Raw genomic sequence first — 11,642 nt, 5'->3', positions numbered from 1 at the left:
GGCCTGATCGGACGACAATGACCGCGTCGCTTCTTGGAACATATGTCTGGGCGATCGGTCTGATCGCCTGGTTCATCATTCGCTACCCCTATGCGCGCAAGGCCCGCCGTACGGCGACGTTGCGCGCGGTCGGCTGGGGCCGCGAACGCATCCTGCTGGCGATCGCCACCGTCGGCCTGTTCGTAGTACCGCTGATCTGGCTGGTAACCGGCTGGCCGGTCGCGCTGAACTATCAGCTGAATTATGCGGCGGTCGTAGTCGGCGCTGCCCTCTATGTGCTGTCGCTCTGGCTGTTTCGCCGGTCGCACAAGGATCTCGGCCGGCAATGGTCGGCCAGCCTGGAAATCCGCGAGGCTCACCAGATCGTGCGTGCCGGCGTCTATCGCAGCATCCGCCATCCGATGTATGCCTCGTTCTGGTTGTGGGCACTGGCGCAGGCATTCCTGCTGCCGAATGCCATGGCCGCGCTGGGTGGACTGGTCGCGATCGCGATCCTGTTCTTCACCCGTATTGACTACGAAGAGCGGATGCTGATCGAGGCATTCGGCGACGACTACCGGGCCTATATGCGTGAAACCAAGCGCATCATTCCGGGCATCTACTGACGCGGCACCAGACCGCCGGACAGATTGAGGGGAAACGACCATGACTGACATCACATCCGGACTTGAACTACGCTCGCTCATCAAGAGCAGCGGAGAACTGGAAATCTCGCTGCAGCAGGTGGCGATCCCGGCGCCGGGCCCCGACGAAGTCGTGGTGCGCATCGAGGCTGCGCCGATCAATCCGTCGGATCTCGGTCTCCTTCTCGGCGCGGCCGATCCGGCCAGCGCGAAAGCCTCCGGCTCTGGCGCGTCCTCGATCGTCACAGCAACCGTCCCGCAGGCCAATATGAAGGCGATGGGCGGCCGTCTCGACGAGTCGATGGCGGTCGGCAATGAAGGCGCCGGCACGGTGGTGAAGGCCGGATCGTCCGAGGCCGCGCAGGCGCTGCTCGGCAAGACCGTCGCGCTGATCGGCGGCGCGATGTATGCGCAGTATCGCGTCATCAAGGCCAAGGAATGCCTGCCGCTGCCCGAGGGCACGACGGCCACCGAGGGCGCATCCTGCTTCGTCAATCCGCTGACCTCGCTCGGCATGGTCGAGACCATGAAGCGGGAAGGGCACACGGCGCTGGTGCATACGGCCGCCGCGTCCAATCTCGGCCAGATGCTCAACAAGATCTGTCAGAAGGACGGCATCGATCTCGTCAACATCGTCCGCAGCGAGGAGCAGGAGAAACTTCTGCGCGGCATCGGCGCGAAATATGTCTGCAACTCGACGTCGCCGAGTTTCATGGAAGATCTGACAGCCGCGTTGATTGCCACCAATGCCACGCTAGCCTTCGATGCCACCGGTGGCGGCAAGCTGCAGGGCCAGATCCTGCAGGCGATGGAAGTCGCCGCCGTCAAGGCGATGAAGGTCTACAGCCGCTATGGTTCGACGACTCACAAGCAGGTCTACGTCTATGGTCGGTTGGATCTGCGCCCGATCGAATTCGTCCCTGCCGGCATGGCCTGGGGCATGGGTGGCTGGCTGCTGTTTCCGTTCCTGCAGAAGATCGGCGCGGCTGATGCCGCGAAGCTCCGTGCCCGCGTGGTCGCCGAACTCAAGACCACCTTCGCCAGTCACTACACCAAGGTGATTTCGCTCGAAGGCGTCTTGCAGCTCGACAATCTCCGGGCCTATGCGAAGCGCGCCACCGGCGAGAAGTATCTGATCAATCCGAACATGCCGGGATGACACTCGCCGATCAGTCTGCCGGCGTGGTCACGGATGGCGCGCGGCTTTTGCTGCGCCATCCGCCGTATCTGTACTACATGGTATCGCGCAGTTTCTCGCGCTTCGCCTCGCAGATCGCCGCGGTTGCGGTCGGCTGGCAGATCTATGATCTGACCGGCAGCGCGTTCCAGCTCGGCATGGTCGGCCTAGCGCAATTCGTGCCGATGCTGGCGCTGGTCTTCGTCGCCGGCCATATCGCCGACCGCTATGATCGCCGCCGGGTGGTGCAGATCTGCCAGATGCTGCAGGGGCTGACGGCGATCCTGCTCGCCTGGGGTACTTATGCCGGCTGGATTACGGTGCCGCAGATTTTCGTGGCGCTGGTGGTGATCGGCGCGGCGACCGCGTTCGAGGCGCCGGCCGGTTCGGCGCTGTTGCCGGGCGTCGTGCCAGAAGGCCATTTGCAGAAGGCGACCGCGCTCTCGACCGGCGTGTTTCAGGTGGCGATGATCTGCGGCCCCGCGCTTGGCGGCATTGCCTATGCGCTATCGCCGTCGACGCCCTATGTGCTGATGGCCGCATTCTGGCTGATCGGCGGCGCGCTCAACAGTGCGATCAAACTGGCGCGCGAGGTGGCGGTGAAGGATCCGCCGTCGCTGCGGACTTTGTTTGCCGGCGTGGGCTTCGTGCGCAGCAATCCGGCGATCCTCGGCACCATTTCGCTCGATCTGTTCGCGGTGCTGCTCGGCGGCGCCACCGCGCTGCTGCCGATCTACGCGCGCGACATCCTGCAGACCGGCCCGTGGGGCCTCGGCCTCATGCGCGCGGCGCCGGCAGTCGGCGCGCTGCTGACGACCATCGTGTTGACGCGCTGGTCGATCAATCGCCGGGTGGGCATGCGGATGTTCCAGGCCGTCATCATCTTCGGTCTCGCGACAGCGGTGTTCGCGGTGTCGCAATGGCTGTGGTTGTCGGTCGCCGCGCTCGCCGTGCTCGGTGCGGCCGATACGGTCAGCGTGGTGATCCGCTTCTCGCTGGTGCAGCTCGCGACCCCGGACGACATGCGCGGCCGCGTCGGCGCGGTGAACTACCTGTTCATCAACACCTCAAACCAACTCGGCCAGTTCGAAAGCGGCGTCACAGCCGCATTATTCGGCACTGTGCCTGCTGCCCTGATCGGTGGCCTTGGCACCGTCGCCATTGCGCTGCTGTGGATGCGGCTGTTCCCGACGCTGCGCAATGTCGAACGGCTGGAGTAGGGGCGTCAGCGATCCGCGAAAGCCAGCTTGGCACCGAGCGCGGCAAATGCGCCGGCAAAAGTGCGTCGCATCCAGGTCAGCACCCGTGGCCGTGTGATGACGTGGTTGCGGATCGACGCAGCGAACAGGCCGTAGAGCGCGAACACCACGAAGGTCATCAGCATGAATACCGCGCTAAGCAGCAGCATCTGCGACAGCGGATGCACTTCGTCAGCACTGATGAATTGGGGCAGGAAGGCGAGGAAGAAGATCGACAGTTTCGGATTGAGGATGTTGATCAGGATCGCTGTGGTTATCACCTGCAGCGTGGACTGCGCGCTGTTGTCGGCTTCCACCTTCAGCGCGCCATGCTCCTGCAGCGTCTTCCAGGCCATATAGAGCAGGTAGGCGACGCCGACATATTTGAACACCTGAAACGCCAGCGCGCTGGTGTGTAAGAGCGCGGCGAGGCCGAGGATAGCAGCGGCCATATGCGGCACGATGCCGAGCATGCAACCGAACGCGGCGACGACGCTGCTGCGGCCTCCGCGCGAGAAACCAGTTGCCAGTGTGTAAAGGGCGCCGGTGCCCGGCGACGCCACCACGATCAGCGAGGTGATGAGAAATTCGATGGTCACGATGATGGCTCCGGCTTGCAAACTTGGATCGTCAGAATGTCGCTTGCGATCCTGTCAGGCAAGCACGTCGTCAGTTGCACACCTCGACATTGGTGAGGCCGATCCGCATGTCGCGCGACACCAAGCGGCAGCCGGGACGCACTGGACGGCAGCCGGCATTGTCACAGACGATCTGGCCGGACGGTTGCGCACGCGGCGTGCGGGCCTGAACCTGCGGGCGATCAAGCTCATCGCGCTCCCGGCGCGGCACGTTTCGTTTGGCCTCTGTGCGGCTGCGCTTCTTCTCGCATTCGTTGTCATCGTTCAGGAAGGTGCCGGCGCGGCATACGATTTTCACGCAGCGGTCGCCGTCCGCCTCTGAACCATGCGCACAGACCAGCGGGCAGACCCGTGCAGACTTGGCCTTGATAGCCTCGAGCGCATCGGTGCTGGCCGCCTTGGCATCGAACTTGGTCGAGGCGTAGCGATTGAAGCGCTCAAGCGACTTGCGGGAAGCCACAGTCCATGAGTTGTCGACTGATCCCTGCAGGCAGCCCACCCGCTGAAGCTCGACCTGGACCTGACGGGGTAGATCGGCTGGCGCGGGTGTTCGGGACACATCGGCCGTGGGGGCAGGGAGTGTCGCCAGCTGCGGTCCGGCGGCAGGCGTGTCCGGCTTGCCGGCATCGACCCTGGCTTCCGCTGCCGCGCGGGCGCGCTCGCCGGCGGCGGCGCGTTCCTGCTCGGCGGTCTTGAGTTTCTCGGCAGCAATCCGGGCATCCTCGGCGGTCTTGGCATCGGCCGCTGCCTTGGTCTGTTCGGCCTTCCTGGCGCCTTCGGCAGCCAGACGGGCTTTCTCTTCAACGGCGAGGCGGGCTTTCTCCGCAGCAGCGGTATGGGCGTCCTCGGCTGCGAGCTTCGCTAGTTGGGATTTGGCCAGCGACGCATAGAAGCCGTCGGGGTGCTGGGTCAGGAACGCGTTCCAGCCGTCTCTGGTCGCAAGCTGCAAAGCCAGCTCGTAGTCGCGGCGGGTTTCGGCCTGGACACTGACGGCGGGCGACGTGGCGACGGCAGCCACCGGGACCAGCGGCACGTCGTCGCCGCCGAGCGAACCGTAGACATACGGTTCCTGGCGGTTGCTGGTGTTCTTCATGACGTCGTCGCGGATGAAGCCGAAGGCCTTGCGGAGGTCGAGGCCAGGCGTCGCGATGTGGCGGACCAGCGCGGCCGTGAAGGGGCTGTTCTTGCTGTCGCCGTCCAGCGCCGTCGAGCCGGCTTTGGCCGAATAGGCGATCAGCGTGTTGGGGCTGGCCGGCTCCACCTTGGCGAGGCCGCGGGTGATCGCCCGGGATGCCGTGGTGCGCTTCATGTTCTTGATGAAGGGGTTGTCGCGGCAGGCATCGAGGATCACCAGCCGCAGCTTCTTCGCGGGCTCAATGGTCACCAGGATGCGCTCCAGCGAGAACGCCTCGTCATAGACGTCGGTATCGCGCTCCAGCAGCGCGTCGATCGGAATCAGGTAATTGGTGCCATCGACCTCGATGCCGTGGCCGGCGAAATAGACCAGCGCGACGTCTGCATCGCGTGCCTTATCTGCGAAATCGCGCAAGGCCCGGCGCATCTCGGTCGCCTTTAGATCCCGTCGGGCTTCGACAATGTCGAAATTAGCGGTCTTCAAGGTCTCGGTCATCGCCGCGGCGTCGTTGGCCGGATTGGCGAGCTTGACGACGTTCTGGTAGGCCGAGTTGCCGATCACCAGCGCGACGCGTTTGTCGGCGAAGGCCGACTGACTGAGCAAGCTCAAGGCGAAGACTACGGAAGCCACAAGACCAAGGTTGCGCATCGGAAGCCCCGCAATTGCGACGGTCGAATTTGAATAGCGTAGCCAGACGTCGCAGATCAGTCGGGACTGGCTTGCGTGGTCTGTCTCACGTGGTTTGTCGCGCAGTGCACTCCGCAGGTTCGATCACAGCAGCGCTCCGCGCGTCATCCATTTGAGCGACATCAGCATAACGAAGATGTGTTTGGGCGGGCGAGGCGGACGTGCCGGTTTGGCCCGATTGCGGCAGTCAAATACAATCCATGCACTTGCATCTTTTGTCGGGATAGGTGACAGGTTCCAGATGCGCTCCGCGCTTTTTGGAAGCAGTTATTCAGGGGATATCTCATGGCCACCTACAGCGTTGCCGTCATTGTCGGCAGCCTCCGCAAACAGTCGTTCTCGCTCAAGGTTGCGAATGCACTCGCCCAGCTGGCGCCGCCGTCGCTGAAGCTGAACGTCATCACGCTGAACGAGCTGTCATTCTTCAATCAGGACCTGGAAGCCGCGCCGCCGGCCGACTGGGTCAAGTTCCGCGAAGCGATCCAGGCCTCGGATGCGGTCCTGTTCGTCTCTCCGGAATATAACCGCTCAGTTTCGGGTGTTCTGAAAAACGCCATCGACGTCGGTTCGCGGCCCTATGGCAAGAGCTCGTTCCTCGGCAAGCCCACCGGCATCGTGGTTAGCTCGCCCGGTCCGATCGGTGGCCTGGGTGCTGCCCTAAGCTTGCGCCAAACCCTGCCGGGGATTGTCGGTCCCATCATGCAACAGCCTGAAATCTATCTGAATGCCGTCGGCGACGCGTTCAGCGAACAGGGCGAGATCGTCAAGGAATCGATCCGGCCGGTGCTGCAGGCCTATATCGACGCCTTCGCCGCCTGGGTCGACAAGCTGAAGAAATAACCCGCGCAAATTCAGGTTGCGGCCCGGTTGTTAGGTTCGCCTTAACCGGGCCGTCGCATTTTCGGGAATGGTCAAGCATACCCGCCTCAAATCGATCCTCACCGGGCTCGTGCTCTATGCACTGGCGGCGATGATGATCAGCTATTTCGGGGTCAATGCCTATACCGGCAAATATGGCCTCAACGCCCGCCAGGAGCTCGACCAGGAGATCGTCGCGCTGACCTCCGAACTGGTACAGTTGAAGAAGGAACGCACCAAGGCCGAGCAGCGCGTGGCGTTGCTGCGATCTGGTGGACTCGATCCCGACATGCTCGACGAGCGCGCGCGCTACCAGCTCGACTACGCGCATCCGCGCGACCTCGTGAAGGTCATCAAGCCAAACTAAGATTCTCTCTTCGGCGGCGAGTCGTCCTCGCATGAAGCAACACAGCTTTGCATCAAAGCTATGGATCGCTCGCGCCTGCTCATCGTGACGGCAACGTGACCACGACAGGCGCTTTCATTCCTCAAATTACAAAACCGATCCAATTCGATTTCGAAAGTTTCGCGCCTTCGCTGCAGTGCGAAACAACCGTGTGGCATTCCGCGCGACGCAATCCCTTTCAAGCCGCAAGCACTTGGAGTAGGAAGGGCCATTCACTCTCGCATCCGGAATTTTCATGGCCGCACCGAAGAAAAGCGTCGCTCCCGCAGGGCAGGCAACGAGCAATGGCGCAACCCCGTCATCGCCGCCAGATTTCACCCGCGATCAGGAGATGCACGCGCTTCGCGACATGCTGCTGATCCGGCGTTTCGAGGAGAAGGCTGGCCAGCTCTATGGCATGGGCGCGATCGGTGGTTTCTGCCATCTCTATATCGGTCAGGAAGCCATCGTCGTCGGCATGCAGATGGCATTGAAGGATGGCGATCAGGTCATCACCGGCTATCGCGACCACGGCCACATGCTGGCCTGCGGCATGGACGCCAAGGGCGTCATGGCCGAGCTGACGGGGCGCAAGGGCGGCTACTCCAAGGGCAAGGGCGGCTCCATGCACATGTTCAGCCGCGAGAAGAACTTCTATGGCGGCCATGGCATCGTCGGTGCGCAGGTCTCGCTCGGTACAGGCCTCGCTTTCGCCAACCGTTACCGCGGCAATGATCTCGTCAGCCTCGCTTACTTCGGCGACGGCGCGTCGAACCAGGGCCAGGTCTATGAGAGCTTCAACATGGCGGAGCTGTGGAAGCTCCCGGTGATCTACATTATCGAGAACAACCGCTACGCCATGGGTACGTCGGTGACGCGCTCCTCGGCGCAGACTGACTTCTCCAAGCGCGGCATCTCCTTCAACATTCCGGGCGAGCAGGTCGACGGCATGGACGTCCGCGCCGTGAAGGCCGCCGGTGACCGTGCGGTCGCATGGTGCCGCGCCGGCAAGGGTCCGTTCATTCTGGAAATGCAGACCTATCGCTATCGTGGCCACTCGATGTCCGATCCGGCCAAGTACCGGACCCGCGAGGAAGTGGACAAAGTTCGCCACGATCAGGACCCGATCGAGCAGGTGCGCAACCGTCTGCTGGCCGCTGACGTGACCGAGCAGGACCTCAAGGCGATCGACGCCGAGGTGCGTGACATCGTCAACGCATCGGCGGATTTCGCGCAGCAGGACCCTGAGCCCGATGCATCCGAACTTTACACCGATGTGTACCGCTAAGCGCGCGGCTTAAAGACCGATCTGGAGTTATAATGGCCATTCAAGTTCTGATGCCCGCGCTGTCCCCGACCATGGAGAAAGGCAACCTCTCCAAATGGCTCAAGAAGGAAGGCGACACGATCAAGTCCGGCGATGTGATTGCCGAAATCGAGACAGACAAAGCGACGATGGAAGTCGAAGCGACCGATGAAGGGACGCTCGGCAAGATCCTGATCCCGGAAGGGACCAACGACGTCGCGGTCAACACGCCGATCGCGACCATCCTCGCCGATGGCGAAGACGCATCTGCCGCGGCGAGCACACCGGCCCCGGCGAAGCAGGAGAAGGCCGCAGAATCTGCGCCGCCTGCCGCGGAAGCGAAATCCGCTCCGGCTCCGAAGGAAGAGGCTACAGCGCCAGCAGCTCCGACGGCTTCGATCCAGCCCGATCCTGAAATTCCTGAAGGCACCGAGATGGTGACCATGACCATCCGCGAAGCGCTGCGCGACGCGATGGCAGAGGAAATGCGCAGGGATGAAGACGTCTTCATCATGGGCGAGGAAGTCGCCGAATATCAGGGCGCCTACAAGGTGACCCAGAACCTGCTGCAGGAATTCGGCGCCCGCCGTGTCATCGATACGCCAATCACCGAGCACGGCTTTGCCGGTGTCGGCGTCGGTGCGGCGATGTCCGGCCTGAAGCCGATCGTCGAATTCATGACCTTCAACTTCGCCATGCAGGCGATCGACCAGATCATCAACTCCGCTGCCAAGACGCTCTACATGTCCGGCGGCCAGATGACCTGTCAGATCGTATTTCGCGGTCCGAACGGCGCCGCGGCGCGCGTTGGTGCCCAGCACAGCCAGGACTACTCGGCTTGGTATTCGCAGATCCCGGGCCTCAAGGTCGTCGCACCCTATAGCGCCGCCGACTACAAGGGCCTGCTCAAATCCGCAATCCGCGATCCGAACCCGGTGATCTTCCTCGAAAACGAAATGCTTTACGGGCATTCCGGCGAGGTGCCGAAGCTCGACGACTACATCGTGCCGATTGGCAAGGCCAAGGTCGCACGTGTCGGCAAGGATGTGACGCTGATCTCGTGGTCGAACGGCATGACCTATGCCCTGAAGGCTGCTGAAGAACTCGCCAAGGAAGGCATCGAGGCCGAGGTCATCGACCTGCGCACGCTGCGTCCGCTCGACACCGATACCATCATCGAGTCCGTGAAGAAAACATCGCGTGCCGTGACGGTGGAAGAAGGCTGGCAACAGTCGGGTGTGGGCGCTGAAATCGCCGCACGCATCATGGAGCATGCGTTCGACTATCTCGATGCGCCGGTCGCGCGTGTGTCGGGGAAGGACGTGCCGATGCCTTACGCCGCCAATCTTGAAAAGCTGGCGCTGCCGTCGGTGGCCGACGTCGTGGCTGCGGCCAAAGCCGTTTGCTATCGGTGAACCATGGCAGGTCCGAAGGAACAGCCACTGCCGCCGGATGTCATGGACCGCGAGGACGCCACCGAGGTGTTGCGCGCGTTCGTGCTCGACGGCGGGCTGTCCATCGCCTTCATGCGTGCCTTCGAGGAGCCCGACATGTGGGGGCTCCTGCTGGTCGATATCGCGCGCCATGCCGCACGCGCCTATGCGCGTGAGGCCAACTATTCCGAGGACGAGGCGCTGAACCGCATCGTCGAAATGTTCGAAGCTGAAATCGCGCGTCCGACTGACATGGGCAACACCACGCCGCGGTCGCAACAAGGTCACTGACAATGCCAATCAACATTCTGATGCCTGCGCTGTCGCCCACCATGGAAAAGGGCAACCTTGCCAAGTGGCTCAAGAAGGAGGGCGACAAGGTCAAGTCTGGCGACGTGATCGCGGAGATCGAGACCGACAAGGCGACGATGGAAGTCGAAGCCGTCGACGAAGGCACAATCGCCAAGATCCTGGTGGCGGAAGGTACGCAGGATGTTGCTGTGAACGCCGTGATCGCGGTGCTCGCCGCCGACGGCGAGGACGTGAAGGCTGCGAGTTCGGGGGCAGGGGCTGATAAGCCGAAGCCCGCGCCTGCTGCCGAAGCTCCCGCGCCGAAGCCTGCAGCTGCTGCACCTGCGCCGGCTGCTGCTTCCGCAGCGAAAGCACCGGCACCGGCCGCTGCGCCAGCTCCGCAGCCGGCCGCCGCACAGAGCAATGGCGCGCGCGTATTTTCGTCACCGCTGGCGCGTCGTCTCGCCAAGGATGCCGGCATCGAACTCGGTCGTATCAACGGCTCGGGTCCGCATGGTCGTGTGGTCGCTGCGGATGTCGAGAAGGCGAAGTCCGGTGGTGGCCTGAAGGCACCTGCCGCGGCTGCTGGCGCTCCCGCAGGTGCAACTGGAGCGATCGGTGCGCCTGCAATGTCCGATCAGCAGATTCTCGGGCTGTACGAGCAGGGCGCTTACGAGAGCGTGCCGCACGACTCGATGCGCCGCACGATTGCGCAGCGTCTCACCGCCGCGACCAACTCGATGCCGACCTTCTATCTCACTGTCGATTGCGATCTCGGCAAGCTCTCCGCCGCGCGGGAGGAGATCAATGCTGCGGCCGGCAAGAACGCGGAGGGCAAGCCACTCTACAAGCTCTCGGTCAACGATTTCGTCATCAAGGCGATGGCCATCGCGCTGCAGAAGATTCCGGAAGCGAACGTGTCGTGGACTGAAGCAGCGATGCTCCGTCATAAGCATTCCGACATCGGCGTCGCAGTGGCGCTGCCGTTTGGCCTGATCACGCCGATCATCCGCCAGGCCGAGATCAAGTCCATTTCGGCAATCTCCAACGAGATGAAGGAACTTGCCGCGCGCGCCAAGGCCAAGAAGCTCAAGCCTAACGAATACCAGGGCGGCGCGTCATCGGTGTCCAACCTCGGCATGTTCGGCATCAAGGATTTCACGGCGGTGATCAATCCGCCGCAGTCGTCGATCCTCGCGGTTGGCACGGGCGAGGAACGGGCCGTCGTGCGCAATGGCCAGATCGTCGCTGCAACCATCATGAGCGTGACACTTTCCTGCGATCACCGCGCCATCGATGGCGCGCTCGGCGCCGAACTGATCACGGCATTCAAGAAGCTGATCGAAAATCCCGTGATGATGGTGGTCTAGTAACGCAGTTCTTTCTTCCCTCTCCCCTTGTGGGAGAGGGTGGATCGACCGCGCAGCGGTCGAGACGGGTGAGGGGTATGCACCAGCCGGTGTCCTATCAGAAGCGCGCGTTCGCCAAATCTCTACGAGCGAATGCGACCGAGACTGAAAAGACGCTGTGGCGCCTGCTGCGATCCCGTCGTCTGACAAATCTAAAATTTCGCCGGCAGGTGCCGATTGGTCCTTGGATCGCGGATTTCGTGTCGTTCGAACGTCGTTTGATCGTGGAAGCCGATGGCAGCCAGCATGCGGAGAGTACGAGAGACCAACAACGAGACCGAGATCTGAAGGAGCGCGGATTTCGCACCCTGCGCTTCTGGAACAACGACATTCTGCAGCGCTCGGAAATGGTGCTCGAAGCCATTCTCGACGCTGCCCAGCATTACCCCTCACCCGTCTGCGCGCCTGACGGCGCGCATCCACCCTCTCCCACAAGGGGAGAGGGAAGAAAGAGCGAGTAAC

At 62.7% G+C, this 11,642-nt stretch carries 12 protein-coding genes; 10 read left to right on the top strand and 2 right to left on the bottom strand.

The features are described 5' to 3' along the window. The first annotated feature begins 17 nt into the window (after nucleotides 1-17). Genes BLW80_RS16135 through BLW80_RS16125 form a run of 3 tightly spaced genes read left to right on the top strand, consistent with a single transcriptional unit; the run spans nucleotide 18 to nucleotide 3,020 of the window. Nucleotides 18-605, top strand: a complete 588-nt coding sequence (locus BLW80_RS16135; protein ID WP_093758728.1) for a protein-S-isoprenylcysteine O-methyltransferase — start codon at nucleotides 18-20, stop codon at nucleotides 603-605. A gap of 40 nt (nucleotides 606-645) precedes the next feature. After that, a complete protein-coding gene (locus BLW80_RS16130) occupies nucleotides 646-1,782 on the top strand; it encodes a zinc-binding dehydrogenase (protein WP_093758727.1) in 1,137 nt (378 codons plus the stop codon). Next, nucleotides 1,779-3,020: an MFS transporter gene (locus tag BLW80_RS16125; protein WP_093758726.1), complete on the top strand. Its 1,242-nt coding sequence runs from the start codon at nucleotides 1,779-1,781 to the stop codon at nucleotides 3,018-3,020. Before BLW80_RS16130 ends, BLW80_RS16125 begins: the two co-directional genes overlap by 4 nt. Before the next feature lie 5 nt (nucleotides 3,021-3,025). On the opposite strand, the gene BLW80_RS16120 is transcribed toward BLW80_RS16125, so the two are convergent. Both BLW80_RS16120 and BLW80_RS16115 read right to left on the bottom strand, forming a co-directional pair. Further along, on the bottom strand, nucleotides 3,026-3,637 hold the full coding sequence (locus tag BLW80_RS16120) for a LysE family translocator (RefSeq protein WP_170849679.1): 612 nt from the start codon (nucleotides 3,635-3,637) through the stop codon (nucleotides 3,026-3,028). Between the two features lie 70 nt (nucleotides 3,638-3,707). Next, nucleotides 3,708-5,459 carry a caspase family protein gene (locus tag BLW80_RS16115; RefSeq protein ID WP_093758725.1) on the bottom strand — a complete coding sequence of 584 codons (1,752 nt, stop codon included), beginning with the start codon at nucleotides 5,457-5,459 and terminating at the stop codon, nucleotides 3,708-3,710. 324 nt (nucleotides 5,460-5,783) lie between these two features. Between BLW80_RS16115 and BLW80_RS16110 the strand changes: the two genes are divergently transcribed. The 7 genes from BLW80_RS16110 to BLW80_RS16080 all read left to right on the top strand — a co-directional run bounded on the left by BLW80_RS16110 (nucleotide 5,784) and on the right by BLW80_RS16080 (nucleotide 11,641). Next, the gene (locus BLW80_RS16110) at nucleotides 5,784-6,338 is read left to right on the top strand and encodes an NADPH-dependent FMN reductase (protein WP_089264500.1); all 555 of its coding nucleotides are present in this window, start codon (nucleotides 5,784-5,786) and stop codon (nucleotides 6,336-6,338) included. 67 nt (nucleotides 6,339-6,405) lie between these two features. Beyond that, nucleotides 6,406-6,723 (top strand): FtsB family cell division protein, encoded by a 318-nt coding sequence (locus BLW80_RS16105; protein WP_068730817.1) that lies wholly within the window; start codon nucleotides 6,406-6,408, stop codon nucleotides 6,721-6,723. A 274-nt stretch (nucleotides 6,724-6,997) separates the two neighbouring features. After that, complete coding sequence (gene pdhA / locus BLW80_RS16100; protein WP_068730816.1) at nucleotides 6,998-8,029, top strand: pyruvate dehydrogenase (acetyl-transferring) E1 component subunit alpha; 1,032 nt, start codon at nucleotides 6,998-7,000, stop codon at nucleotides 8,027-8,029. 32 nt (nucleotides 8,030-8,061) lie between these two features. Further along, complete coding sequence (locus BLW80_RS16095; RefSeq protein ID WP_093758724.1) at nucleotides 8,062-9,462, top strand: pyruvate dehydrogenase complex E1 component subunit beta; 1,401 nt, start codon at nucleotides 8,062-8,064, stop codon at nucleotides 9,460-9,462. Nucleotides 9,463-9,465: 3 nt separating this feature from the next. Then, nucleotides 9,466-9,771, top strand: a complete 306-nt coding sequence (locus tag BLW80_RS16090) for a DUF5076 domain-containing protein (protein WP_068730814.1) — start codon at nucleotides 9,466-9,468, stop codon at nucleotides 9,769-9,771. A gap of 2 nt (nucleotides 9,772-9,773) precedes the next feature. After that, entirely contained in the window at nucleotides 9,774-11,141 is a 1,368-nt protein-coding gene (locus tag BLW80_RS16085) for a pyruvate dehydrogenase complex dihydrolipoamide acetyltransferase (RefSeq protein WP_093758723.1), read from the top strand. Between the two features lie 77 nt (nucleotides 11,142-11,218). Continuing rightward, nucleotides 11,219-11,641 carry an endonuclease domain-containing protein gene (locus tag BLW80_RS16080; protein WP_093758722.1) on the top strand — a complete coding sequence of 141 codons (423 nt, stop codon included), beginning with the start codon at nucleotides 11,219-11,221 and terminating at the stop codon, nucleotides 11,639-11,641. Nucleotide 11,642 lies beyond the last annotated feature (1 nt).

Source organism: Tardiphaga sp. OK245, from assembly GCF_900108575.1.
Taxonomy (GTDB): Bacteria; Pseudomonadota; Alphaproteobacteria; order Rhizobiales; family Xanthobacteraceae; genus Tardiphaga; species Tardiphaga robiniae.
The sequence above is the reverse complement of the archived record's forward strand: the minus strand, read 5'-3'. Positions and strand labels throughout refer to the sequence as shown.

Excerpts from the sequence above, each read along its gene's own strand:
- BLW80_RS16085 (WP_093758723.1), top strand. The coding sequence starts at position 9,774 with ATGCCAATCAACATTCTGATGCCTGCGCTGTCGCCCACCATGGAAAAG.
- BLW80_RS16110 (WP_089264500.1), top strand. The coding sequence starts at position 5,784 with ATGGCCACCTACAGCGTTGCCGTCATTGTCGGCAGCCTCCGCAAACAG.
- BLW80_RS16130 (WP_093758727.1), top strand. The coding sequence starts at position 646 with ATGACTGACATCACATCCGGACTTGAACTACGCTCGCTCATCAAGAGC.
- BLW80_RS16095 (WP_093758724.1), top strand. The coding sequence starts at position 8,062 with ATGGCCATTCAAGTTCTGATGCCCGCGCTGTCCCCGACCATGGAGAAA.
- BLW80_RS16135 (WP_093758728.1), top strand. The coding sequence starts at position 18 with ATGACCGCGTCGCTTCTTGGAACATATGTCTGGGCGATCGGTCTGATC.
- pdhA (WP_068730816.1), top strand. The coding sequence starts at position 6,998 with ATGGCCGCACCGAAGAAAAGCGTCGCTCCCGCAGGGCAGGCAACGAGC.
- BLW80_RS16115 (WP_093758725.1), bottom strand. The coding sequence starts at position 5,459 with ATGCGCAACCTTGGTCTTGTGGCTTCCGTAGTCTTCGCCTTGAGCTTG.
- BLW80_RS16090 (WP_068730814.1), top strand. The coding sequence starts at position 9,466 with ATGGCAGGTCCGAAGGAACAGCCACTGCCGCCGGATGTCATGGACCGC.
- BLW80_RS16125 (WP_093758726.1), top strand. The coding sequence starts at position 1,779 with ATGACACTCGCCGATCAGTCTGCCGGCGTGGTCACGGATGGCGCGCGG.
- BLW80_RS16105 (WP_068730817.1), top strand. The coding sequence starts at position 6,406 with ATGGTCAAGCATACCCGCCTCAAATCGATCCTCACCGGGCTCGTGCTC.
- BLW80_RS16080 (WP_093758722.1), top strand. The coding sequence starts at position 11,219 with ATGCACCAGCCGGTGTCCTATCAGAAGCGCGCGTTCGCCAAATCTCTA.